This window comes from Streptomyces sp. NPDC058741, assembly GCF_042746715.1.
Classification (GTDB): Bacteria; Actinomycetota; Actinomycetes; order Streptomycetales; family Streptomycetaceae; genus Streptomyces.
Genome location: NZ_JBHYQH010000004.1, coordinates 137293 through 160644, shown reverse-complemented (window position 1 = coordinate 160644; position 23352 = coordinate 137293). Strand labels below are relative to the sequence as shown.

25 protein-coding genes and 2 pseudogenes are annotated in these 23352 nt (G+C 73.0%); 14 read left to right on the top strand and 13 right to left on the bottom strand.

Annotated elements, in window-relative coordinates; all coding sequences use genetic code 11:
- Positions 1-50: 50 nt before the first annotated feature.
- Complete coding sequence (locus ACFW6P_RS04915) at positions 51-1421, top strand: MFS transporter (RefSeq protein WP_386350586.1); 1371 nt, start codon at positions 51-53, stop codon at positions 1419-1421.
- On the opposite strand, the gene ACFW6P_RS04910 is transcribed toward ACFW6P_RS04915, so the two are convergent.
- From ACFW6P_RS04910 to ACFW6P_RS04900, 3 genes are all read right to left on the bottom strand, one after another.
- Entirely contained in the window at positions 1410-2378 is a 969-nt protein-coding gene (locus tag ACFW6P_RS04910; protein ID WP_386350589.1) for a DMT family transporter, read from the bottom strand. The two genes, ACFW6P_RS04915 and ACFW6P_RS04910, sit on opposite strands and share 12 nt — an antisense overlap.
- A gap of 10 nt (positions 2379-2388) precedes the next feature.
- On the bottom strand, positions 2389-3159 hold the full coding sequence (locus tag ACFW6P_RS04905; RefSeq protein ID WP_386350591.1) for an ArsR/SmtB family transcription factor: 771 nt from the start codon (positions 3157-3159) through the stop codon (positions 2389-2391).
- Positions 3160-3258: 99 nt separating this feature from the next.
- Positions 3259-3900, bottom strand: a complete 642-nt coding sequence (locus ACFW6P_RS04900) for a TetR/AcrR family transcriptional regulator (RefSeq protein WP_386350594.1) — start codon at positions 3898-3900, stop codon at positions 3259-3261.
- Positions 3901-3976: 76 nt separating this feature from the next.
- Between ACFW6P_RS04900 and ACFW6P_RS04895 the strand changes: the two genes are divergently transcribed.
- From ACFW6P_RS04895 to ACFW6P_RS04885, 3 genes are all read left to right on the top strand, one after another.
- Positions 3977-5128, top strand: a complete 1152-nt coding sequence (locus ACFW6P_RS04895) for an acyl-CoA dehydrogenase family protein (RefSeq protein WP_386422947.1) — start codon at positions 3977-3979, stop codon at positions 5126-5128.
- Between the two features lie 93 nt (positions 5129-5221).
- The gene (locus ACFW6P_RS04890) at positions 5222-5476 is read left to right on the top strand and encodes a YiaA/YiaB family inner membrane protein (RefSeq protein ID WP_386350600.1); all 255 of its coding nucleotides are present in this window, start codon (positions 5222-5224) and stop codon (positions 5474-5476) included.
- A gap of 84 nt (positions 5477-5560) precedes the next feature.
- Positions 5561-6220, top strand: coding sequence for a TetR/AcrR family transcriptional regulator (locus tag ACFW6P_RS04885; protein ID WP_386422946.1), 660 nt, complete (start codon positions 5561-5563; stop codon positions 6218-6220).
- Positions 6221-6248: 28 nt separating this feature from the next.
- Here ACFW6P_RS04885 and ACFW6P_RS04880 read toward each other — a convergent pair whose 3' ends face one another.
- Positions 6249-6710 (bottom strand): MaoC family dehydratase, encoded by a 462-nt coding sequence (locus tag ACFW6P_RS04880; protein ID WP_386422944.1) that lies wholly within the window; start codon positions 6708-6710, stop codon positions 6249-6251.
- Between the two features lie 115 nt (positions 6711-6825).
- Here ACFW6P_RS04880 and soxR point away from each other — a divergent pair, with 115 nt between their 5' ends.
- Positions 6826-7290 (top strand): redox-sensitive transcriptional activator SoxR, encoded by a 465-nt coding sequence (gene soxR / locus ACFW6P_RS04875; RefSeq protein ID WP_386350608.1) that lies wholly within the window; start codon positions 6826-6828, stop codon positions 7288-7290.
- Between the two features lie 160 nt (positions 7291-7450).
- On the opposite strand, the pseudogene ACFW6P_RS04870 reads toward soxR, so the two are convergent.
- Positions 7451-7726 (bottom strand): annotated as a pseudogene (locus tag ACFW6P_RS04870) (3-keto-5-aminohexanoate cleavage protein); the annotation flags it as partial.
- 74 nt (positions 7727-7800) lie between these two features.
- Positions 7801-8403, bottom strand: a complete 603-nt coding sequence (locus ACFW6P_RS04865; RefSeq protein ID WP_386350611.1) for a hypothetical protein — start codon at positions 8401-8403, stop codon at positions 7801-7803.
- Between the two features lie 263 nt (positions 8404-8666).
- On the opposite strand from ACFW6P_RS04865, the pseudogene ACFW6P_RS04860 reads away from it, so the two are divergent.
- Positions 8667-9672, top strand: a pseudogene (locus tag ACFW6P_RS04860) (hypothetical protein); the annotation flags it as partial.
- A gap of 48 nt (positions 9673-9720) precedes the next feature.
- Here the strand turns inward: ACFW6P_RS04860 and ACFW6P_RS04855 are convergent.
- The gene (locus ACFW6P_RS04855; protein WP_386422943.1) at positions 9721-10956 is read right to left on the bottom strand and encodes an exo-beta-N-acetylmuramidase NamZ domain-containing protein; all 1236 of its coding nucleotides are present in this window, start codon (positions 10954-10956) and stop codon (positions 9721-9723) included.
- 148 nt (positions 10957-11104) lie between these two features.
- Between ACFW6P_RS04855 and ACFW6P_RS04850 the strand changes: the two genes are divergently transcribed.
- A complete protein-coding gene (locus ACFW6P_RS04850) occupies positions 11105-11878 on the top strand; it encodes an SDR family oxidoreductase (protein ID WP_386422941.1) in 774 nt (257 codons plus the stop codon).
- A 205-nt stretch (positions 11879-12083) separates the two neighbouring features.
- Positions 12084-12677 carry a TetR/AcrR family transcriptional regulator gene (locus tag ACFW6P_RS04845; protein ID WP_386350623.1) on the top strand — a complete coding sequence of 198 codons (594 nt, stop codon included), beginning with the start codon at positions 12084-12086 and terminating at the stop codon, positions 12675-12677.
- A 44-nt stretch (positions 12678-12721) separates the two neighbouring features.
- Here ACFW6P_RS04845 and ACFW6P_RS04840 read toward each other — a convergent pair whose 3' ends face one another.
- Both ACFW6P_RS04840 and ACFW6P_RS04835 read right to left on the bottom strand, forming a co-directional pair.
- On the bottom strand, positions 12722-13936 hold the full coding sequence (locus tag ACFW6P_RS04840) for an acyl-CoA dehydrogenase family protein (RefSeq protein ID WP_386422940.1): 1215 nt from the start codon (positions 13934-13936) through the stop codon (positions 12722-12724).
- Positions 13937-13941: 5 nt separating this feature from the next.
- Positions 13942-14976 (bottom strand): phosphotransferase family protein, encoded by a 1035-nt coding sequence (locus ACFW6P_RS04835; RefSeq protein ID WP_386350627.1) that lies wholly within the window; start codon positions 14974-14976, stop codon positions 13942-13944.
- Between the two features lie 198 nt (positions 14977-15174).
- Here ACFW6P_RS04835 and ACFW6P_RS04830 point away from each other — a divergent pair, with 198 nt between their 5' ends.
- Both ACFW6P_RS04830 and ACFW6P_RS04825 read left to right on the top strand, forming a co-directional pair.
- Positions 15175-16128, top strand: coding sequence for an NADP-dependent oxidoreductase (locus ACFW6P_RS04830; protein WP_386350630.1), 954 nt, complete (start codon positions 15175-15177; stop codon positions 16126-16128).
- 48 nt (positions 16129-16176) lie between these two features.
- The gene (locus ACFW6P_RS04825; protein ID WP_386350633.1) at positions 16177-16590 is read left to right on the top strand and encodes a hypothetical protein; all 414 of its coding nucleotides are present in this window, start codon (positions 16177-16179) and stop codon (positions 16588-16590) included.
- Between the two features lie 93 nt (positions 16591-16683).
- Here ACFW6P_RS04825 and ACFW6P_RS04820 read toward each other — a convergent pair whose 3' ends face one another.
- From ACFW6P_RS04820 to ACFW6P_RS04805, 4 genes are read right to left on the bottom strand one after another with little or no spacing between them, the layout of a single operon-like run.
- Positions 16684-17019, bottom strand: a complete 336-nt coding sequence (locus tag ACFW6P_RS04820) for a DUF202 domain-containing protein (RefSeq protein WP_386350636.1) — start codon at positions 17017-17019, stop codon at positions 16684-16686.
- Entirely contained in the window at positions 17016-17408 is a 393-nt protein-coding gene (locus ACFW6P_RS04815; RefSeq protein ID WP_386350639.1) for a YidH family protein, read from the bottom strand. Before ACFW6P_RS04815 ends, ACFW6P_RS04820 begins: the two co-directional genes overlap by 4 nt.
- A 38-nt stretch (positions 17409-17446) precedes the next feature.
- Positions 17447-17962 carry an NUDIX domain-containing protein gene (locus ACFW6P_RS04810; protein WP_386350642.1) on the bottom strand — a complete coding sequence of 172 codons (516 nt, stop codon included), beginning with the start codon at positions 17960-17962 and terminating at the stop codon, positions 17447-17449.
- Positions 17963-17995: 33 nt separating this feature from the next.
- The gene (locus tag ACFW6P_RS04805; protein ID WP_386422939.1) at positions 17996-18889 is read right to left on the bottom strand and encodes a DMT family transporter; all 894 of its coding nucleotides are present in this window, start codon (positions 18887-18889) and stop codon (positions 17996-17998) included.
- A 358-nt stretch (positions 18890-19247) separates the two neighbouring features.
- Here ACFW6P_RS04805 and ACFW6P_RS04800 point away from each other — a divergent pair, with 358 nt between their 5' ends.
- The 4 genes from ACFW6P_RS04800 (at position 19248) to ACFW6P_RS04785 (ending at position 23222) form a co-directional block, all read left to right on the top strand.
- Complete coding sequence (locus ACFW6P_RS04800) at positions 19248-20198, top strand: hypothetical protein (RefSeq protein ID WP_386350646.1); 951 nt, start codon at positions 19248-19250, stop codon at positions 20196-20198.
- Positions 20199-20233: 35 nt separating this feature from the next.
- Complete coding sequence (locus ACFW6P_RS04795) at positions 20234-21784, top strand: APC family permease (protein ID WP_386350649.1); 1551 nt, start codon at positions 20234-20236, stop codon at positions 21782-21784.
- Positions 21785-21895: 111 nt separating this feature from the next.
- Positions 21896-22621 (top strand): molybdopterin-dependent oxidoreductase, encoded by a 726-nt coding sequence (locus tag ACFW6P_RS04790; RefSeq protein WP_386350651.1) that lies wholly within the window; start codon positions 21896-21898, stop codon positions 22619-22621.
- Positions 22605-23222 (top strand): cytochrome b/b6 domain-containing protein, encoded by a 618-nt coding sequence (locus tag ACFW6P_RS04785; RefSeq protein WP_386350654.1) that lies wholly within the window; start codon positions 22605-22607, stop codon positions 23220-23222. The genes ACFW6P_RS04790 and ACFW6P_RS04785 overlap by 17 nt, the downstream gene beginning before the upstream one ends.
- Positions 23223-23352: the final 130 nt, after the last annotated feature.

The following is a 23352-nucleotide window of genomic DNA, read 5'->3' as shown; positions in this document are numbered from 1 at the left end:
ACCCGAGCCACCCCCCGTTCCGTCCCCGCACCCCCCGGAGCGTGCACCGCATGGACACGGCACCTTCCGCTCAGCCCGTCACCACCCCGCCCGCCGACGGCAACCGCCGCAGGGTCGCCACCGCGGCGGCGCTCGCCTCCGCCGTCGAGTGGTACGACTACTTCGTCTTCGGCATCGCCGCCGCACTCGTCCTCGGCGACCTCTACTTCCCCGCGGGAAGCTCCACCGCCGGCGTCCTGGCCTCCTTCGCCACCTTCGCCGTCGGCTTCCTCGCCCGGCCGCTCGGCGGCATCGTCGCCGGACACCTCGGCGACAAGCGCGGCCGCAAACCGATGCTGGTCCTCGCCCTCACGCTCATGGGCGTCGCCACCACCGGCATCGGCCTGTTGCCGACCTACGACACGATCGGCGTCGCCGCCCCGATCCTGCTCGTCCTGCTGCGCGTCGCCCAGGGCGTCGCGGTCGGCGCGCAGTGGGGCGGCGCGATGCTCCTGGCCACCGAGTACGCCCCGGAGGGCAAGCGCGGCGTCTACGGCAGCGTCGTCCAGCTCGGCGTCCCCATCGGCGTCGTCACCGCCAACAGCGTCTTCCTCGCGGCCGGGGCGCTCACCAGCGACTCGGCGTTCGCGTCCTGGGGCTGGCGCGTGCCGTTCCTGGTCGGCCTGCTCGTCCTCGGCCTCGCCTGGTACATCCACACCCGCGTCGAGGAGACCCCGGCGTTCCGGGAGGCCGAACGCGCCCTCACCGAGAAGGAGAAGTCCGAGCAGGGCTCCCCGCTGCGCACCATCCTGCGCGGCCACCTCGGCACGGTCCTGCTGGCCGGCGGCTCCTTCGCCGTGAACACCGCGACCTTCTACATCCTCATCACCGGCGTCCTCGACTACACGACCCGTGAGCTGGACATGGAGAAGGGCCCGGTCCTGCTGGTCTCGCTCTGCGTCAGCCTCACCCAGCTCGTGCTGATCCCGGCCGCCGCCGCGCTCTCCGACCGCATCGGCCGCATCCGGATCTACGGGCTCGGCGCGGCCGGCATCGCCCTGTGGGCCGTGCCGCTCTTCCTGCTGATCGACACGGGCTCGCTGCTGTGGCTCGCCGTCGGCACCTTCGTCGCCAGCTGCTTCCTGAGCATCATGTACGGCCCACAGGCGGCGCTGTTCGCCGAGCTGTTCACGCCCGAGATGCGCTACACCGGCGCCTCCCTCGGCTACCAGATCGCGGCCGTCGCGGGCGGCGGGCTCGCGCCCTTCGTCATGGTGCTGCTGCTGGAGGCGACCGGCACCTCGATGGCCGTGTCCGGCTACATCATCGGGCTCTCGGTGATCGCCCTGCTGTCGATCAAGGTCCTCGCGGGCCGGGCGCGGGCGGCTCAGCGGGAGGCCGCGCCCGAGGTCAGGACGGAGGAGACCGGGTCAGCGAGCTGAGTCCGGGGCCCGCTCGGGCCGGGGTTCCGGAACCGCTCCCGGAACCCCCGCCCGGGCCGCCGCCCGCGAGCGCGACCGGGACACCGCCACGCCCGCCAGGCACAGCGCCCCGCCGACCAGCGTGAGCAGCCCCGGCACCTCCCCGAGGAACAGCCAGGACATCAGGACGACCAGCGCGGGCGCCGCGTACGTCGTCGCGCCCATCCGGCTCGCGGTCGTCCGGGACAGGGCGTAGGCCCAGGTCGTGAAGGCCAGGGCGGTCGGGAAGACGCCCAGGTAGACCATGTTGAGCGTGGCGGAGGCCGGGGCCTTCGCTGCCTCCTGGACCAGCTGCCCCGCGAACGGCAGACACACCACCGCGCCCACCAGGCAGCCGAACGTCGTCACCTGCAGCGGACTCGCCGAGCCCAGCGCCGGCTTCTGGGCCACCACGCCACCGGCGTACGCGATCGCCGCCAGCAGGCACAGCACCACGCCGAGCACCGAGGAACCGCCCTCGCCTGACATCGACAGCCCCACGGTGACCGCCCCGGCGAACGACACCGCCATCCCTGCCAGCAGCCGCGGCGGCATCGGGTCGCCGAGCAGCCGGGCCCCGAGCAGCGCGATCAGGATCGGCCCGGTGTTGACCACCAGGGCGGCCGTACCGGCGTCGACCTGCTGCTCGCCCCAGTTCAGGGCGACCATGTAGAAGCCGAACCACAGCACGCCCGACACCGCGATCCCCCGCCAGGCGGAGCGCGGCGGCCACGTCTCCCGCCGCACCAGGCAGATCGCCCCCAGGGTGAGGGCGCCCGCCAGCAGCCGTCCGAGCGCCAGCGCGCCCGGCGAGTAGGCGTCACCCGCGCTGCGGATCGAGACGAAGGCGGACGCCCACAGCACGACGGTGACCGCGGCCGCGGCGGCGGCCGTCAGGTCGGCCCGACGGGCCGACGCGTTCGGGGGGTTGTTCATCATGTTCCTGAGGCTAGGAGTAAGGAGGGGCCGGAGGCTCGCGGATTTCGGACGGGGTGGCTCGCGAGAGCCCCTGGCGCAGGGCGGCGGCCTCGACGCCCAGCAGCTCGAACAGGGCCCGTTCACCGGCCGCCGTCACCTTCACCGCCCGTTCGGAGCCGACGCGCACGCACCACCCCGTCTCCAGGGCGTGCCGGCACAGGGCCGCGCCCGCCACGCCCGCGAGATGCGGCCGTCGTTCGGTCCAGTCCAGGCAGGCCCGGGCGAGGGGACGCCGCCCCCGCCGGTCGAGGCCGATACCGGCCGCCTCGAACCAGGCGAGCCCCGCGCCGGTGAGCGCGAACCCGTTCTCCTGCCGCAGCAGTCCGCGGGCCGTCAGCGCGTCCGTGACGGTGATCCCGAGCCGCCCGGCGAGATGGTCGTAGCAGGTGCGGCCCCGGGCCATCGCCGAACCGGCGCTCGACTCCCGCAGGCTCCGCGGCCGTACGGTGCTGTCCGGTGCGACCTGCGCGGCCAGCTCCTCGACCAGCTGCGCGACCCGTGCGTCGGCCAGCCGGACGTACCGGTGCCGGCCCTGCCGCTCCTCGGCGAGCAGCCCGCCCGCGACGAGCCTGCCCAGGTGCTCGCTGAGCGTGGACGCGGCGACCCCCGCGTGCCGCGTCAGCTCGCCGGCGGTCCAGGCCCGCCCGTCGAGCAGCGCCAGCAGGCACGTCGCCCGGGTCTCGTCGGCCAGCAGCGCGGCGAGCCGGGCCAGCGCGCCTGCCCGGGGGTCCTTCGTCGTCATGCCCCCAGCATGGAACACGGACCGTTCGGCCCGCACCGAAGTGTTCGTGCCAGGGTTTCCGTGCCGAACTGTCCGGCCGAAGTGTCCCGTCGCCCGCCCCTACGCGGTCCGCCGCACCTGCTCGTACTGCCGGGCCAGACCGTCCAGCAGGGCCGTCAGACCGGTCTCGAAGGCCCGCTCGTCGATCTTCTCCTGCTGCTCGGCCAGCAGGTGGGCCTGCTGCAGGTGCGGGTAGTCGGCGGGGTCGTAGGCGCTCGCGTCGTCCACGAAGCCCCCGGCGAAGGAGCCCAGCGCGGAGCCCATCACGAAGTACCGCATCAGCGCGCCGATGGAGGTGGCCTGCGCCGGTGGCCAGCCCGCCTCGACCATCGCGCCGTAGACGGCGTCCGCGAGGCGCAGTCCCGCCGGGCGGCGGCCCGGCCCCGAGGCCAGCACCGGGACGATGTTCGGGTGGTCGCGCAGCGCGGCCCGGTAGGAGACGGCCCAGTCGTGCAGCGCGGTCCGCCAGTCCCGGCCGTCCTGGAACATCGACAGGTCCACCTGGCCGCTCACCGAGTCGGCGACCGCCTCCAGGATCTCGTCCTTGGTGCGGAAGTGGTTGTACAGCGAGGGCCCGCTGACCCCCAGTTCGGCGGCGAGCCGGCGCGTGGAGACGGCCGCCAGGCCCTCCGCGTCCACGAGCGCGCGGGCCGTCTCGACGATCCGGTCGGTGCTGAGCAGGGGCTTGCGCGGTCGGGCCATGGCGCACATAGTAGGGCTGCCAACAGAAACTAGCAGTGCTAATTTAAATGTACCGCTTCCAAGTGGGGTGCCCGTGGTGAACCTGGAGCTCAGCGAGGAGCAGACCGCCGTCCGACAGCTCGCCCGTGACTTCGTGGAGCGTGAGATCGCCCCGCACGCCGTCGCCTGGGACCGGGCCGAGGAGGTCGACCGGTCGATCGTGAGGAAGCTCGGCGAGGTCGGCTTCCTGGGCCTGACGATCGGCGAGGAGTACGGCGGCTGCGGCGGTGACCATCTCGCGTACTGCCTGGTCACCGAGGAGCTGGGCCGGGGCGACTCGTCCGTGCGCGGGATCGTCTCGGTCTCGCTCGGACTCGTCGCCAAGACCCTCGCCGCCTGGGGGAGCGAGGAGCAGAAGCGGCGGTGGCTGCCGGGGCTGACGTCCGGCGAGTCGGTCGGCTGCTTCGGCCTCACCGAGCCCGGCACCGGCTCGGACGCGGGCGGCCTCGCGACGCGGGCGGTGCGGGACGGCGGCGACTACGTTCTCGACGGCACCAAGATCTTCATCACCAACGGCACCTGGGCCGACGTCGTCCTGCTCTTCGCCCGCTCGACGGACGCCCCCGGGCACAAGGGCGTCTCCGCCTTCCTCGTCCCCACCGACACCCCCGGCCTGACCCGCCGCACCATCCACGGCAAGCTCGGGCTGCGCGGCCAGGCCACGGCCGAGCTGGTCCTCGAAGGCGTCCGTGTGCCGGCCTCCGCGCTGCTCGGGGAGGAGGGGAAGGGGTTCTCGATCGCCATGTCCGCCCTCGCCAAGGGCCGGATGTCGGTCGCCGCGGGCTGCGTCGGCATAGCCCAGGCCGCCCTGGACGCGGCGGTGCGGTACGCGGGGGAGCGCGAGCAGTTCGGCAAGGCCATCGCCGGGCACCAGCTGGTCCAGGAACTGATCAGCGACATCGCCGTGGACGTCGACGCCGCCCGGCTGCTGACCTGGCGGGTCGCGGACCTCGTCGACCGGGGGCGGCCGTTCGCCGTGGAGTCCTCCAAGGCCAAGCTGTTCGCCTCGGAGGCGGCCGTGCGCGCCGCGAACAACGCGCTGCAGGTGTTCGGCGGCTACGGCTACATCGACGAGTACCCGGCGGGCAAACTGCTGCGCGACGCCCGCGTGATGACCCTCTACGAGGGCACGAGTCAGATCCAGAAGCTGGTCATCGGGCGGGCACTGACGGGATTTTCGGCGTTCTGACGCGGGGGGCGCGGCGCCGGGCCTCCTTTCTGAGTACGCGGCTGAGTATCTCGGCGGATGTGGTGCGGGCCACGCCCGTCGAAGCTGGGGCCCATGAGTGAGACACCGGGCAAGCAGCAGAACACGGCCGCCTTCTACGGCCAGGCCGTCGCCTCCTTCGCCGTCGCCATGGCGGCGACCGCCATCGGCATCTACCGGCTGAGCGCCGACGCCTGGGTGCGGGGCTTCCTCGCCGTCGCCGTCCTGTACCTGGTCACCTCCTCCTTCACCCTGGCCAAGGTCATCCGGGACCGGCAGGAGGGTCCGGGGGCGGCGGCGCCCTCCTACGCCCCCTTCGACAAGCACTGAGTGGACGGGGACGAGCGGCCTCGCTAAGCGCTCGCTCACCTTCGGCGGTATGGTGGTGCCCCTGCCAGTGGAGAGGGGCGCGTGATGAGTACGGCGGAGGAGACGGCCGGCGGCGAGGCGCAGGCGTGGGGCGAGGTCACGCCCGACGCGGCGCGGCGGCTGCTGATCGCCGCGGTGGAGGCCTTCGCCGAGCGTGGCTACCACGCCACGACGACCCGTGACATCGCGGGCCGCGCAGGGATGAGCCCGGCCGCGCTCTACATCCACTACAAGACCAAGGAAGAGCTGCTGCACCGCATCAGCAGGATCGGGCACGAGAAGGCCCTGGAGATCCTGCGGACGGCGTCCCGGCGCGAGGGCACCCCGACCGAGCGGCTCGCCGACGCGGTGAGCTCCTTCGTCCGCTGGCACGCGGGCGGACGGACGACCGCGCGGGTGGTGCAGTACGAGCTCGACTCGCTCGGCCCCGACGCGCGGGCCGAGATCCTCGGACTGCGGCGCCAGGTCGACGCGGAGGTGCGCGGCATCATCGAGGAGGGCGTGCGGTCGGGCGACTTCGACGTCATCGACGTGCACGGGACGACGCTGGCCGTGCTGTCGCTCTGCATCGACGTGGCGCGGTGGTTCAACGTCGGCGGGCCCCGCACGCCGGAGGAGGTCGGCGCGCTGTACGCCGACCTCGTGCTGCGGATGGTGGGGGCCGGGGGCGGGGCCGGGGCCTCGCGGGACGTGGCTCCCGAGTAGGGGCCCGGCTCCCGAGCAGGGGCGTGGCTCAGAAGTAGTAGCGCGCGACGGACTCGGCGACGCAGACGGGCTTGTCGCCGCCCTCGCGTTCCACGGTGAAGACGACGCTGACCTGGACGCCGTCGGGGACGTCGTCCACGCCGGTGATCTGCGCGGTGGCCCGCAGACGGGAGCCGACGGGGACGGGGGCGGGGAAACGGACCTTGTTCGTCCCGTAGTTGACGCCCATCCGCACGCCCTCGACGGAGATCAGCTGGGGGCCGAAGAGGGGCAGCAGCGACAGGGTCAGGTACCCGTGCGCGATGGTCGTGCCGAAGGGGCCCTGCGCGGCCTTCTCCGGGTCCACGTGGATCCATTGGTGGTCACCGGTGGCCTCCGCGAAGAGGTCGATCCGCTTCTGGTCGATCTCGAGCCAGTCGGTGTGGCCCAGCTGCTCGCCGATCGCCGACTTCAGGTCGTCGACGGAGGTGAAGATCCTCGGCTCTGCCATGTCGTTCCGGCCTCTCGTGTACGGGGTCCGCGCCTTCGCGCCGCATCTCTAAGCAACTGCTTAGTATGGTCGGTCGTGCGGGCTGTGTCAACGGCCACTGGGTAGGGTTCGAGGGGTGCCCCAGATTTCAGAGAAGATCCATGAACTCACGGTCGGACAGCTGTCGGCGCGCAGCGGGGCGGCGGTGTCCGCACTGCATTTCTACGAGTCCAAGGGCCTGATCAGCAGCCGGCGCACCTCCGGTAATCAACGGCGGTACTCGCGGGACACGTTGCGGCGGGTGGCGTTCATCAGGGCGGCGCAGCGGGTGGGCATCCCGCTGGCGACGATCCGGGAGGCGCTGGCGCAGCTCCCGGAGGAGCGGACGCCGACCCGGGAGGACTGGGCGCATCTGTCGGAGGCGTGGCGTGCCGAACTGGACGAGCGCATCAAGCAGCTCAACCGTCTGCGCGACCACCTCACCGACTGCATCGGCTGCGGCTGCCTCTCCCTCGACACCTGCGTCCTGTCCAACCCGGGGGACGTCTTCGGCGAGAGCCGGGCGGGGTCGCGGCTGATGGTCGAACGGGGGCGGGGGTAGGGGGCCCGCGGCTGGTTCGGTGGGGGTGCGGTTTGCATGTCTTCGTGTGGGGTGGGCCGGGGCCGTGCCGGGGGGTGTCCGTCCTCGGATCGGCGCGATGGGGTTGCGTCACGGCTGACTGTTCGTCGACGCGCCGACCGCTGCGGGCGGGCACCCCCCGCCGCGTGCGTGTGCGTCTCGCTACCGGCCGCCCGGCGTCCGGGGGCCGTCTGGCGCCGGCCGGCACCGTCACCCGCGCGCGAAGCGCCGACAGCGTCTCCGTGAGCACCCGCGGGGACAGCGTGTCCCGACCGCACGGCGTCTTCGGATGGACATGGACGTCCGTCGCCCCGGCCGTGACCGCTGCGGCGGCCGAGTCGGCGAGGGTCTCCGGCGTCAGCGGCACCGCCGTGCCGTCGGCGGCCGTCCGCGGACCGTTGAGACACACCTGCACCATGACCCGATGGTGCAGGACGGTCCTCCCAGTGGGGGTGCGGCGTCCCCGGCGCACCCCCCGCGCACCCGCGTCCGTCAAGCCGACACCAGCATCCTCACCCGCCTGGCGTCCGCCAGCGCCTCGGACGTGAGCACGGGACGCGGAACCAGGATCCCGCAGTCCGTGCAGACCGGGCCCGCCGACGGCTCGTGGTCCAGGTCGTACCTCCAGACGAGCTGGTGCCCGCCGCACACCGGGCACCCGGAGCCCGGCTGGTGCTCCAGGGCGGTGATCAGCCGGCGCAGCACCTCGGCCAGCGGCCCACGGGGATGGACCGCCGGATCGTCGCACCACGCCACACCGAAACCACCCCAGGTCAGCCGGTGCCAGTCGTCCACACTGCCCGGCCTGCGCAGTCCGTCGTACTTCTCCTTCTTACGGCGCTCGGCGAACTCGACCTCGTAGGCCAGCCACACGGCCCGCGCCTCCTCCAGCTCGTCCAGTGCGGCCACGAGCCGCACCGGATCGGGGGAGCGGTCCTCGGGGCCGAACCCCGCCCGGGAGCACAGATGGTCCCAGGTCGCCCTGTGCCCGTAGGGGGCGAACCGCTCGAGGCACTTGCGCAGCGAATACCGCCGCAAGGCCAGATCGCACCGCGGATCTCGGACCTGTCTCGCCAGACTCCGGAAACCGGCCATCGTCCTGCACCTCCGTCACACCTGCACCTGTAATCCGGTTACTTCGGCGTCGTCGTAAGGACGTCGCCGAGTAGACGTATCGACAAGCGAATCGGCTCCATCCGATTTCAAATGGCCTCCATAAGCCCCCGGAGAGGCCCGTCGCGCAACTGCTCTGCTTCTGTCAGCCTGTTGCGTCGTCTCCGGGAAGTGACGCTTGTTCATCTTCAACTGCGGGGACAGCGGCGGTAACGTCCCGCCCACCTCCCTCGGGAGGAGCCCCCATGCCCCGGCGCGCCCCACGTCACGTGCTCGGCGGAATGAGAACTCCCCGCGGAATCCCCGGGTTCCTGAAGACCGCCTCGATATGCGCCTCATCGCAGGTCTCTTGTCGCCGCTTGCCCCGGCGGCCGCCTCGGAAACAGGGACCCCGCAGGTCACGGCCACCGCGAACGACCGCTGTGGGAAACAGTGTTCGGACGTTCTCCCGCCGGGCCGGAACGGCAACGCCACCCTCGCCCAGATCCTCCTCAACCAGCCCTTCGGCACCCGGCCCGAGCACGCAGAGGACCAGCTCGGCTCCTACGCGGCCCTCGCCACGGGGTACACGGGCCTCACCGACGGCAAGATCAGCACCTTCTTCGACGACGCCTCCTTCGGCGTCCCCGCCGACCGGGTCGCCTCCACCGTCCGGCCCGCCGGGCACGACGACGTGACGATCGTCCGGGACAAGAAGACCTGCACGCCTATGGAGAAGGTCGAGCGGAAGAACGCCTGGAAGCCCACCGTCGCCGACGGCACCGCGGCCGGTTCGTACACCATGCGGGTCTGGCGCACCCGGTACGGACCCGTCCGGTACCGCGCCACGGTCGGCGGCAAGAAGGTCGCCTCCACCACCCTGCGCTCGTCCTTCCCGCACGAGGCCGACTCCATCATCGGCTTGCAGATGCTGAACGACCCGGAGTTCGTGAGGGGCCCGAGGCGTTCCAGAAGGCGGTGCGGCACATCAACTTCACCTTCACCTGGTTCTACGCCGACTCCGAGCACACCGCGTACTGCAACAGCGGCGACAACCCGTTCCGCGCGAGCGGCGTCGACGCCGAGTTCCCGGCCTGGACGCGGTCGGCGTACGAGTGGCGGGGCTGGGACCCGGCGGCCAACCCGGCCGACCACACCCCGCCCCCCGCCCATCCCGGCTCCATGGACCAGGACTACTACGTCTCCCGGAACAACAAGCAGGCGAAGGACCACACGACCGCGCCCTGGAGCCACGGCGCCGTGCACCGCGGCGAGCCGGTCCGGCGGCGGGGCGGCGCAGGCCTCCCGCCGCCGGGACGGTCAGCGGTAGAGCAGATAGGCGCGCCGCATCCTGCGGAACGCCGCCAGTTCCTCCTGCCACCCGGCCACGACCTCGTCGGTGTCCGCACCCGCGTCGATCATCGTGCGCACCCGCGCGGAGCCGGTGAGCTTGTCGATCCAGTGGTCGGGTCGCCAGGCGAAGCCGCTCCACGCCTTCCTGGCCGTCACCAGCAGGGCGATCCCCGTGCGCACCGGGTCGAACACCTCACGGTCGTGCACATGGAGCTGCACCCCGCCCACGGTCTTCCCCTGGAACGTGGAGAAGGTGGGCGTGAAGTAGGCCTCCCGGAAGCGCACCCCGGGCAGTCCGAGGGCGTTCGCCCCGGCCGCCCAGCTCCCGCCGAGGCCCTCCGCGCCGAGCAGTTCGAAGGGACGGGTCGTGCCACGCCCCTCCGACAGGTTCGTGCCCTCGAACAGGCAGGTCCCCGCGTACACCAGGGCCGTCTCCGGCGTCGGCATGTTCGGGCTCGGCGGCACCCACGGCAGCCCGGAGGCGTCGAAGAAGTCCGAGCGCCGCCAGCCCGACATCGCCACCGTCTCCAGCGGCACCGGCTCCGTCAGGAACTCGCCGTTGAACAGCAGCGCCAGCTCCGCGACGGTCATCCCGTGGGCCTGGGAGACGGGCTGCCGTCCGACGAACGAGGCGAACTCCCGGTGCAGGACCGGTCCGAGGGCCGCCCGGCCGGTGACCGGGTTGGGCCGGTCCAGGACCACGAACCGCTTCCCGGCGAGCGCGGCGGCCTCCATGCAGTCGTACAGGGTCCAGATGTACGTGTAGAAGCGTGCGCCGGCGTCCTGGATGTCGAAGACGACCGTGTCCACACCGGAGGCGGCGAAGACGTCCGCGAGCGGCCGGCCGCTCTTGAGGTACGTGTCGTAGACGGGCAGCCCGGTCGCCGGGTCGTCGTAGCGGCCCTCGGAGCCGCCCGCCTGCGCGGTACCGCGGAAGCCGTGCTCGGGGCCGAAGACGGCGGTGAGGTCGACGCGGTCGTCCGCGTGCATGACGTCGACGATGTGGCGGACGTCGCGGGTGACGCCGGTGGCGTTGGTGACCACGCCGACGCGCTGACCGCGCAGGACCTCGTAGCCGGACGCCGCGAGGTTCTCGAAGCCGGTGCGCGGCTTCCGGTGGCGCTCTGCTGTCGCCGCGGTGATGGCGGGCAGGGTGACGGCCGTTGTGGCCGTTGCCAGTAAGCCTCGCCTGGAGGGGTGCATGAGGTGGCCTCCGTGATCCGTCGTGTGCCGTTCGGATGGGGCTGGGCGTGCGGTTCCCCGCGCCCGTAGGGTGCTGCGCCACCCTCTTCCTTGAAACATACCGACCGGTTAGTCTGACGCCATTGCCACACCGCGACTGAGGAGACCGATGGTGGGAGCCTTTCAAGGAGCCGGGGTCGTTGTCACGGGCGCCGGGGGCGGTATCGGAGCCGCGCTCGCCCGGCGCTTCGCCGCCGAGGGGGCCCGGGTCGTCGTCAACGACCTGGACGCCGAGCGGGCCAGGCGCACCGCCGACGAGGTCGGGGGCACGGCCGTGCCCGGCGACGCCTCCGCGATCCTCACCGAAGCCCGCGACGCGCTCGACGGGACCGTCGACGTCTACTGCGCCAACGCCGGGGTCGGCTTCGAGGGCGGCGCCGCCGACGGGCCGCTGGACGAGCACGCCTGGGCCGCCTCCTGGGACGTGAACGTCATGGCCCACGTGCGCGCGGCCCACGCCCTGCTCCCCGCCTGGCTGGAGCGTGGCAGCGGACGCTTCGTCTCCACCGTGTCCGCCGCCGGACTGCTCACCATGATCGGGGCCGCGCCCTACGCCGTCAGCAAGCACGGGGCGCTCGCCTTCGCCGAGTGGCTGTCGCTGACGTACCGTCACCGGGGCGTGAAGGTGCACGCGATCTGCCCGCAGGGCGTGCGCACCGACATGCTGGCCGCCACCGGCAGCGCCGGCGACCTGGTGCTGCAGCCGACCGCCATCGAGCCGGAGGCGGTGGCGGACGCGCTGCTCAAGGGCATCGAGGACGACCGGTTCCTGATCCTGCCGCACCCCGAGGTCGCCGCGTACCACCAGGCCCGGGCGGGTGATCCCGACCGCTGGCTGACCGGCATGAACCGCATCCAGCAGCAGTGGGAGGCCACCCGGTGACCGGGTCCCGCTACGCCGCCAAACCCTGGCTCGCCCTGCTCACCGACGCCCAGCGGGGTGGAGAGACTGGCCGCCTACAAGTACCCGCGCCAGGTGGAGATCCTGCCGGACTTGCCGAAGACGGCCAGTGGGAAGATCCTCCGTCGGGAACTGCGTTCCCGCACGCAGGGCAACTGACAGCAGAACGGAAAGGCAGGTGGCGGCAGTGCCCAGGACCACGGACTCGGACGGCACCCCCGTCCCGCAGCGGCTCCTGGCCGCCGCCACCCGGCTCTTCGCCGAGCAGGGCTACGACCGCACCTCGGTGCAGGAGATCGTCGAGGCGGCCGGGGTCACCAAGGGCGCGCTGTACCACTACTTCGGTTCCAAGGACGATCTGCTGCACGAGGTGTACGCGCGCGTGCTGCGCATCCAGCAGGAGCGGCTGGACGCCGTCGCGGGCGCCGACGAGCCGGTCGAGAAGCGGCTGCGGGCCGCCGCCGCTGACGTCGTCGTGACCACCATCGACAACCTCGACGACGCGATGATCTTCTGGCGCTCGATGCACCACCTGAGCCCCGAGAAGAACAAGCAGGTCCGAGCCGAGCGCCGGCGCTACCACGAGCGCTTCCGCGCGCTCATCGAGGAGGGCCAGGAGGCGGGCGTCTTCTCCCGGGCCACTCCGGCTGACCTGGTGGTCGACTACCACTTCGGCTCGGTCCACCACCTGTCCACCTGGTACCGCCCGGACGGCCCGCTCAGCCCCCAGCAGGTCGCCGACCACCTGGCCGACCTGCTGCTGCGCGCCCTGCGTCCCTGAACGCGGGCGACGGGGGCGGCCGCCCCCGTCGCCCCCGCCCCGGCTCACACGTACCGCTTCAGCTCCCGCCGCGCCAGCGACCGCTGGTGCACCTCGTCCGGCCCGTCCGCGATCATCAGCGTCCGCGCCCCCGCGTACAGCTCCGCCAGCGGGAAGTCCTGGCTCACCCCGCCCGCGCCGTGCAGCTGGATCGCCCGGTCGAGGATGTCCACCACCGCCCGGGGCGTGGCGATCTTGATCGCCTGGATCTCGGTGTGCGCCCCGCGGTTGCCCACCGTGTCCATCAGCCACGCGGTCTTCAGCACCAGCAGCCGCAGCTGCTCCACCGTCACCCGCGCGTCGGCGATCCAGTTGTGCACCACGCCCTGCTGCCCCAGCGCCTTGCCGAACGCCGTCCGGGACACCGCCCGCCGGCACATGAGCTCGATCGCCCGCTCGGCCATGCCGATCAGCCGCATGCAGTGGTGGATCCGCCCGGGGCCCAGCCGCGCCTGCGCGATGGCGAAACCGCCGCCCTCCTCACCGACGAGGTTCGACACCGGCACGCGCGCGTGGTCGAAGACGACCTCGGCGTGACCGCCGTGGAAGTGGTCCTCGTAGCCGAACACCTGCATGGCGCGCCGGACGGTGACGCCGGGGGTGTCCCGGGGGACCAGCACCATGGACTGCTGGCGGCGGATGTCCTCCCCGTCGGGGTCGGTCTTGCCCATCACGATGAAGATCCTGCAGTCGGGGTGCATCGCCCCGGAGATGTACCACTTGCGGCCGGTGATGACGTACTCGTCGCCGTCCCGCTCGATGTGCGTGGTGATGTTGGTGGCGTCCGAGGAGGCCACGTCCGGCTCGGTCATGGCGAACGCCGAGCGGATCTCGCCCGCGAGCAGCGGCTCCAGCCACTGCTTGCGCTGCTGCTCGTCGCCGAACTGGGTGAGCACCTCCATGTTCCCGGTGTCGGGGGCGGCGCAGTTCGTCACCGTCGGCGCCAGCTGCGGTGAGCGGCCCATGATCTCGGCGAGCGGCGCGTACTGCAGGTTCGTGAGCCCTGCCCCGTAGGCGGAGTCCGGCAGGAAGAGGTTCCACAGCCCCTGCCGGCGGGCCTCGGCCTTCAGTTCCTCGACGATCGCCGGGGTCTCCCACGGCGAGTCGAGCAGGGCGTGCTGCTCGTGCGCGACGGCCTCGGCGGGGTAGACGTGCTCGTCCATGAAGGTGAGGAGCCTGGCGCGCAGCTCTTCGGTGCGCGCGTCGAAAGCGAAGTCCATGCGGATCAGCCCTCCTGGAGGCCTTCGTGGAGCGTGGTCAGCCCGTGCCGGACGAAGACGGGCACGAGGTCGCCGATGCGGTCGAAGCCGCGTCCGACCGTCTGGCCCAGCGTGTAGCGGTAGTGGATGCCCTCGAGGATCACGGCGAGCTTGAACCAGGCGAACGCCGTGTACCAGGAGACCGCGGAGACGTCGCGCCCCGAGTGCGCGGCGTACCGCTCGATGAGTTCGGACGGTGCCGGGTGCCCGGGGGCCTCGGCGGTCGTGGACACGGGGGACTCGGGCATGCCGAGCGGCATGCTGTACATCACCAGCAGGCCGAGGTCGGTGAGCGGGTCGCCGAGGGTCGACATCTCCCAGTCGAGGATCGCCTCGATCCGGTCGTCCTCCCCGATGAGGACGTTGTCCAGGCGGTAGTCGCCGTGCACGACGGCCGGTGCGGGGGAGCGGGGCAGCTCGCGCCCGAGGGCGGCGTGCAGTTCGTCGATGCCGTCCAGGTCGCGGTTGCGGGAGGCGTCGAGCTGCTTGCCCCAGCGCCGCAGCTGCCGGTCCAGGAAGCCCTCGGGCCGCCCGAAGTCCGCGAGGCCCACCGCCTCGGGGGCCACGGCGTGCAGCTCGACCAGTGTGTCGACGAGGTTCAGCACCGCGCCCCGGGTCCGCTCCGGTCCGAGCGGCAGCAGCTGGTCGGCGGTGCGGTAGGGGGTGCCCTCGACGAACTCCATCACGTAGAAGGGCGCTCCGAGCACCTCCTCGTCCTCGCACAGCAGCACCGGCCGCGGCACCGGCACGGCGGTCGGGTGCAGGGCGCTGATCACCCGGTGCTCGCGCTTCATGTCGTGCGCGGTGGCCAGGACGTGTCCGAGCGGGGGCCGGCGCACGACCCACCGGTGGGTGCCGTCCGCGACGGCGTAGGTGAGGTTGGACCGTCCGCCCTCGACCAGCCGGCCGGACAGCGGGCCGCCGACCAGGCCGGGCCGCTCCCGGTCGAGCAGGCCGCGCAGCCGGTCGAGATCGAGTCCGGGCGGGTGGTCGGTGCTCATGCGTCACTCCTCCGGGCAGGTGAACCGTTCCCGACTCATGATGCCGACCGGTCGGTATGTCGTCCAGAGCGGGACCGAAACGTGATCGGGGCCACGATAGGCCGCCGGTCCCGGCCGCGCGGCGCCGGGGAGTGCCCGGCCGCTCCGTTCAGGCCATCCGGCTTGCACCCCGCACCCGCAGCCCGGAGGGTCGGAGCCATGAAGGCGATCAGCTACTCACGGTACGGCGGACCCGAGGTGCTGGCGTTCGGGGAGGTGCGCGATCCGAAGGTCGGCCCGGACGCCGTGCTGGTGAAGGTGCGGGCGGCGGCCGTGAACCCCGTCGACTGGAAGGCCCGGGAGGGCTACCTCGACCCCGTTCTCGCCCCGGTCTTCCCCGTGGTGCCCGGCTGGGACGTCTCGGGCGTGGTCGTGCGGCCCGGGGTGGCCGTCTCGGAGTTCGACGTGGGGGACGAGGTCATCGGCTACGTCCGCGAGGACTTCCTGTCCCGCGGCACGTTCGCCGAGTACGTGGCCGCGCCGGTGCGCACCCTCGCGCGCAAGCCGCGCAACCTCTCCTGGGAGGAGGCGGCCGGGCTGCCGCTGGTCGGGCTCACCGCCTACCAGGTGCTGACGAGGGTGCTGCGGGTGAGGCGGGGCGAGACGCTCCTGGTGCACGCCGCGGCCGGTGGCGTCGGCTCGGTCGCCGTACAGCTCGGCATCCACCTCGGCGCCCGGGTCATCGGCACCGCGAGCGAGCGCAACCACGACTTCGTGCGGGGCCTCGGCGGGGAGCCGGTGGCGTACGGCGAGGGCCTGGGCGAGCGCGTGCGCGGTCTGGCGCCGGAGGGCGTGGACGCGGTGTTCGACACGGTCGGCGGGGAGGCGCTGAAGGTCTCCGCGAACCTCCTGGCCCCCGAGGGCCGCCTGGTGTCGATCGCCGACAACGGCGTGGTGAACTACGGCGGCCGCTACTACTTCGTCCGCCCCGACGCCGAGGACCTGGAGCGGCTGGCCGGCCTCGCGGAACAGGGCGTGGTGAGCGTGCACGTCGACGAGACGTTCCCGCTGGAGCGGGCGGCGGACGCGCACCGGCTGAACCAGGAGGGCCGCACCCGCGGCAAGATCGTGGTGACGGTGGACTGGGAGGCCGAGGGAGAGGCACCGGAGTAGGGGGCACCGCCGCGACGCCGGCAGCGGTACCCCCGGCAGAATGCCCCCGTGACCGCAGACCAGGACGCGGCGTTCACCCTGCCGCGCGGCGCCACGGGCTTCTTCCGGCCGGAGGACGGGCCGCTGCCGGAGACCGACCCGCGGGCGTTCCGGGCGGCGCTGTACGCGGCGGCCGGGGCCGCCCGGGGCCGGGCGCGCGAGGTCGAGGAACAGGCGTGCCCCCGTTCCTTCCACACCACGGTCACCGACGTCGGGGGCGGCGAGTACGTCGTCCTGTGCCACGCCCACCACCCTGGATCGCGTCCGCCCGGGAACGCCGGGACGGGTGAACCGACGAGTTCCTCGCACCGCACCCATGGGCCCGCGCCTTCACCGATCAGGGGTTCGCCGTGCTCGACCGCGCACGGCTCACGCTTCCGCTCCACATCGAGGTCGACACCACGGTCGACACCACGGTCCTGATCCGGGCCGAGTGGCGCCGGGTGCGCCCCCACGGCGTCACCACCTGGGCGGAATGCTCTTCGACGCGTGGGACTGACGCCCGGGTGCTCCGTGTCAGAGCACGACGCCGGCCCCGCACGCCGCCATGGCCACCGCGCACAGCACCGCCGCCGTGGCGTGCCGGGGCGCGAGCCCGGCCGGGCTCGCCGTGGCCGCCAGGGCACGGATGCGGCGGTGGGCCACGCCCAGGAAGCCCAGCCACACGACACAGGTCAGGGCGCAGGCGAGGATGCCGGTCGCCGACGCCCCGCCCTGCAGCGCCGCCCGCACGGCCAGCAGCGCGACGATCGTGGCCGACAGCGTCGTACGCCGCCAGGCGAGCCGGGTCCGCTCGGGCTGGAGCCCGGGGTCGCGGTCGGGGTCCGGCCGCCGGCCCACCGCGGCCCTCACGCCTCCCATCCCAGGAGCACCACGAGAACCATGGCGACGGCCACGACGGCGACGACCAGGCTCAGCAGCGCCGGGAACCGGGACACCGGCAGATCCTCGCCCCGGCGCATGGCCTGCTCGCAGCGCAGCCAGTGGTTGACCGCCCGCAGGGAGCACAGCACGCCCGCGGCCAGCAGCGCGAGCGCCAGTCCGACCCGCCAGCCCCAGCGCAGGTCCGGCAGGAACTGGTCCACGGCGAAGCCGCCGCCGACCAGGGCGAGGGAGGTGCGCAGCCAGGCCAGGAAGGTGCGTTCGTTCGCCAGCGAGAACCGGTAGTCGGGCGTCTCGCCCTCCCGCCGCACCTCGCCGGGCGCGAACCACAACCGGAGGTTCCGTACGAACTCGATCACGTGCGCGACCCTACCCGGCCGCCCGGCGCGCCCGGTCCTCAGCCCGCCGGCCGGAAGGCCCTGAGCCGCCGGTACGCCGCCAGCCCGTCGGGCACCCACTCCCAGTCCCGGAGGCGCCGCTCCACCTCGTCCTCGGGCAGGAAGTCGTGCCAGTCCACCTCCTCGGTCTGCGGCCGCACGGGCAGCGCGCAGCGGACCTCGTACACCGCCGACCACCAGCTCCGCCCGGCGCCGTCGTCGTAGAGGAACTTGAACAGGTACCGCGGCCGGGGCAGGCCGGTCACGCCCAGTTCCTCCTCGGCCTCGCGCAGGGCCGCCTCGTCGTAGGACTCGCCCGCGCCGACCACGCCGCCGACGAACATGTCGTACAGGGAGGGGAAGACCAGCTTGACCGGGGTCCGCCGGTGCACGAAGATCCGGCCCCCGGCGTCCCGGGCCTGGACGAAGACGCAGCGGTGCCTCAGGCCCCGGGCGTAGACCTCGCCCCGGGGGGCCTGCCCGACGACCCGGTCGTCGGCGTCGACGATGTCGAGGATCTCCTCAGCGGCGCTCATGCCCTCATCCAAGCAGCCCGCGAGACGCCGGGGTCACTGGGTCCGCAGCCGCGCCGCCGGCACGGGCGTCGCCGATCCCTGCGGCATCGCCGGGTGCAGGCCCAGCAGCACGATGCCGGCGACCACGGCCAGGAGCCCGGCGGACTCCCAGGCCAGGGCCATCGTGTCGGTCCGCAGCCGGTCGCCGAGGAAACCGACGCCGCAGACGATCCCGGCGAGCGGCTGCGCCGCGGTCAGGGCGGGCAGCGACGCGCGCAGGGACGCCGTCTCGAACGCGCTCTGCACCAGGACCAGCCCCGCCACGCCGAGCGCGACGACGGCGTACGGCTGCCATCCGGTGAGCAGCCCGGTGAGGCCGCCCTCGGAGAACGTCTGCCCGCTCACCCGGGTCAGCGCGTCCTGCACGCCGTAGAGCAGCCCGGCGGCCAGGGCCAGCAGCACCGGGCCGGAGCTCAGCCGGGAGCGCTTGCCGCGGGCCGTGAGCAGCAGGGCGAGCCCGATCATGGCGCCCATGATGAGCCACTGCCGCACCGGACCGGCGGTCGCGCCGCCGCCCTGCGGCTGACCGGCCACGATGAACGCGGTCACCCCGCCGCCCAGCAGCAGCAGGCCCGCCCAGCCCTGGCGGCCCAGCGGCTGCCGGGTCTGTCTGCGGGAGAGGGCGAGCGCGAAGAGCAGGTTCGTCGCGAGCAGCGGTTCCACCAGGGACAGCTCCCCCTGGCCGAGCGCGGCGGCGCCCAGCGCCATGCCGGCCACCATCAGCGCGATGCCGCCGAGCCAGCGCGGCACCTTCACCAGGTCGATCAGCAGCCGGACGGAGAGGAAGTCGCTCAGGGGAGCCCGTCGGGCCGCGTTCTGCTGGAGGACGAATCCGAAGCCCAGACAGCAGGCGGCACTCAGGGCGAGCACGAGAACGGGGACCGACACGCGGTGTACCTCGATCGTCAGGCCGGGTCACGGTTGCGCAGGGGCCGACTGTACCGGCCGGCTCCGCCCGGCGCCCCGTACGTCCTGCCCATCGTCGGGGGTGCCTCCGGGTCACGCTATGACGTACATCACAGAGATGAAAGGGAAAAGTCGGACGCCGCTCACAGGCTCCTCTTGGGTCCCTTCCATCACGGCAACCTCACGAATGACGCCAGTTGACGCGTGTAACGCCCGGGTGGCCCTTGACGTGAACCGTTGGCGGGGGTTTGGCTGTCCGTGATCATTTCATGGCACTGCGCATCCGCGCCCCCACCGCCGTGAGCCGGAACACCAGAACAGCGCGTGAGGAAGACCAGCGGTGCCCCCACCCCCGCCTCGCCTCGGCCGCGGCCGCAGACGTCCGGCGCAGTCCTTCGACGAGGCACTCGACGACACCGAGCTCGTCGCCGCGCGTGCCGCCCTGGCGCAGGGCCGCTGGCAGAACGCCCGCTCCCTGCTGGTGCACACCGGGGACGACTGGGACCGGCGCGGCCACCGCGTCACCGTCCTCGCACGCGAGCGCTACACCGCCGCCTGGGCGCGCGAGTGGCTGCTGGCCGAGCCTGAGTCCGCCGACGCCCGTGTCCTGCTCGCGGTCGCCGAGGTCCGGCGCGCCCTGCGCGGCAAGGGCGGACCGGCCCGTGCCCGTGAGGCCTGCCGGGACGCCGCGGCCCTCGTCCCGGCCGACCCCACCCCCTGGCTCGGGCTGCTCATGCTGGAGTGCGCGGCCGGCACCGACCAGGACGCCGTCCGGGCCTTCGAGCAGGTCCGCTGCCGGTACCCCGACCACCACCACGCCCACCACCTGATGGTCGCCCGGCTCGCCGGACGCCGTACCGAGGCCGGCCCCGACCCCCTGCACGAGGTCTACGACTTCGCCAACTGGGCCGCCGAACAGGCCCCCGCCGACTCCCCGCTCGCCATCCTGCCGGTCATCGCCCACGCCGAGCGCTACCGCGTGCTGGCCGCCGCCGGGCACGAACCCGCCGCCCCGGCCGCCTCGGGCCACTGGACCGGCCGCCGCGCCCGTCAGGTGATGAAGGCAGCCTTCGACTGGTGGCTGGAGTGGGAGCTGGAGGGCCACCCGCGGCGGCTGATCGACCTGAACTTCCTCGCGCACGCCAAGTTCTGCGAGGGGCGCGGCGCCGAGGCCGCCGCCCTGTTCCACCGGATCGGCCCGTACGCCACCCCGGCGCCCTGGTCGTACCCGGACCGCGACCCGCACACCGCCTTCGCCGCCGCCCGCGACGGCGCGCTCGGCACGGCCTGACCCCCCCGGCCCCGACCAGTGAGGACGCCCTCCCGATGACCACGGACAGTTCGAGCACGAAGACGACCACGAACGCGTCAGCCTCCGGCGGAGGCATCAGCACGTTCAAGGGGCAGGAGCGCGCCCTGCGCGCCGACCGGCTCGGCACCGGCGGACTGCTCCTGTCCGTCCTTGCCGCGACCGGGCCCCTGATGGTGGTCGCGGGTGTCATGCCCACCACATACGCGGTGATGGGCATCGTCGGCCAGCCCCTGCTCTTCGTCGTCCTCGGCGTCGTCCTGATCCTCTTCAGCGTCGGCTACGCCGAGATGAGCCGCCACGTTCACAACGCGGGCGCCTTCTACGCGTACATCTCCCGCGGTCTCGGCGGCACCGCCGGCGCCGGCGCCGCCCTGGTCGCCCTCGTCGCCTACAACGCCCTGCAGGTCGGCATCTACGGCATCCTCGGCTTCGAGGTCTCCGGCCTCTTCGCCACCTACGCCGACATCGAGGTCGCCTGGTGGATACCGGCCCTGGCGGCCGCCGTCGCCGTCGGCCTGCTCGGCTGGCTGAAGATCGACGTCAACGCGCGCGTGCTCGGGGTGCTGCTGGTCATCGAGGTGCTCCTCGTCGTGATCTTCGACGTCGCCGCCCTCGCCGACCCCGGCTCCGAGGGCCTGTCGCTGCACGCCTTCGACCCCGGCACCCTCACCGGCGCGGGCGTGGGCACCGCGCTGTGCTTCTGCATCGCCGCGTTCCTCGGCTTCGAGCAGGCGCCCGTCTACGCCGAGGAGACCAGCCGCCCGCACGTGCTCGTGCCGCGCGTGATGTTCCTGGCCGTCGGCGGCGTCGCCGTCTTCTTCGCCCTGAGCAGCTGGGCCCTGACCGTCGCCACCGGTCCCGCCGCGATCGTCGGCACCGCGCAGAAGCAGAGCGCCGGCCTGCTGTTCTTCCTCACCGAGTCCCGCCTCGGGGGCACCTTCACCGACGTCCTGCACGTCCTGTTCGTCACCGGCATGTTCGCCGCCCTGCTCAGCTTCCACAACGTCGTCGCCCGCTACGCCTTCGCCATGGGCCGCGAGGGCCTGCTGCCCGCCGCCTTCGGCCGCACCAGCGGCAGCAGCGGCGCCCCCGGTACCGGCTCACTGCTCCAGACCACCGTCGCCGTCGTGGTCGTGACCGCCTTCGCGATCGCCGACGACAAGCCGTCCGGCGACCCGACCGCGCCCGTGCTGCACCTCTTCACCTGGTTCGGCAACGTCGGCGCCCTCGGCGTGATCGTCCTGATGGCCGCGGCCTCCCTGTCGGTCGTCGTCTTCTTCGTCCGCCGCGGCGCCGTCCGGGCCCAGGCCTGGCGGCTGGTCACCTCCGCGCTCGCGTGCCTCGCCCTGCTGGTCATCGCCGGCTACACCGTGAAGGACTTCGAGGTGCTGGTCGGCGCCGGCCCCGGCTCCGCGCTGAGCTGGGCGCTGCCCGGCATCATCGGCCTGGCGCTCCTCGCCGGCCTGGTCCTGGGCCTGGTGCTGCGCGCCCGCGCCCCCGAGAAGCACGCCCGGATCGGCCTCGGCAACGAGGCGTTCCAGCTGGACAAGGCCGCGTCCTCCTGACCCCGTCCGCGCCGCGAGTGGTTACGGAACTCTGACGAGCACCCGCGATCCCTGTACCCCGGGGACCGCGGGTGTTCGAATGAAACCGTGAACGCGGACGTACCTGAGGGTGTGAACGACGAACCCCCCGAGCAGCGCGGCACCCCGGTCGGCCGACGTGTCTTCCTCGGCACGCTCGCCCTGGGCGCACTCGGCGTGGCCGCCGCGCCCCCGTTGCAGCGCGGCCTGGAGGGCTTCCTCGGCAGCGCCGCCGACAAGGACCCCACCGGCCTGACCGGACTGCTCCCGAACGGCGGCGGCTTCCGCTACTACTCGGTCACCTCGTCGGTGCCGCGCAAGAACGCCGACACCTACCGCCTCACGGTCGACGGCCTCGTAGACCGCCCCACCACCTACACCCTGGCCGACCTCAAGGCCCTCCCGCAGACCCGCTTGGTCCGCGACGTCCAGTGCGTCACGGGCTGGCGCGTCCCCGGCACCCCCTTCGAGGGCGTGCGCCTGTCCCGCCTCCTGGACGCCGCCGGGGTGCGCCCCTCCGCCGGAGCCATCCGCTTCACCTGCTTCGACGGCGCGTACACCGAGAGCCTCACCCTCGACCAGGCCCGCCGCGCCGACGTCCTCGTCGCCCTGCGCATGCGGGACCAGGACCTCGGCCACTCCCACGGCGGCCCCGTCCGCCTCTACGTGGCGCCCATGTACTTCTACAAGTCGGCCAAGTGGCTCTCCGGCATCACCGTCACCGACGAGGTCCGGCCGGGCTACTGGGAGAGGCGCGGCTACGACGTCGACGCCTGGGTCGGCCGCTCGAACGGACGGGACGATGCCCCCACGAGTTGAGTCACCGCCGGCGGAGATCCGGCGCTTCACCCGCGTCCAGCGCCGGGTCCACCGCGCCACGGCCGCCCTGATGGGCGTCTGCCTCGCCACGGCGGCCTGCCTCTACGTCCCGCAGCTCGCCGAACTCGTCGGCCGCCGCGCCCTGGTCGTCACCCTGCACGTCTGGGCCGGACTCGCCCTGCCCGCGCCCGTCCTGGCGGGCCTGGCCTCCCGCGCCTTCCGGGCCGACCTCGGCCGCCTCAACCGCTTCGGGCCGCACGACCGCACCTGGCTGCGCGCCGCCCTGCGCCGCGACGGACGCCCCGCGTCCCGGCCCGCGGGCAAGTTCAACGCCGGCCAGAAGCTCTACGCTGCGTGGATCGCCGGAGCGAGCGTGGTGCTGCTCGGCACGGGCCTGATGATGTGGCTCACCCACCTCACCCCGCTCCTGTGGCGCACCAGCGCGACGTTCGTCCACGACTGGCTGGCCCTCACCCTCGGCATCGTCCTGGCCGGCCACATCGGCATGGCCCTGGCGGACCCGGAGTCCCGCCGCGGCATGCGCACGGGCTCGGTGAGCCGCACCTGGGCGAACGACAACCACCCACTGTGGCGTCCCTGACGACAGGGACACGAGGAACGCGCTCGGGAGTGCGGGGGAGGGCGCGACAGGCCAGGACGCACGGGGAAGCCGCCGGACACCGGCACCGGGGCTCGCGCTCGGGGGTGCGGGGGAGGGCGCGACAGGCCAG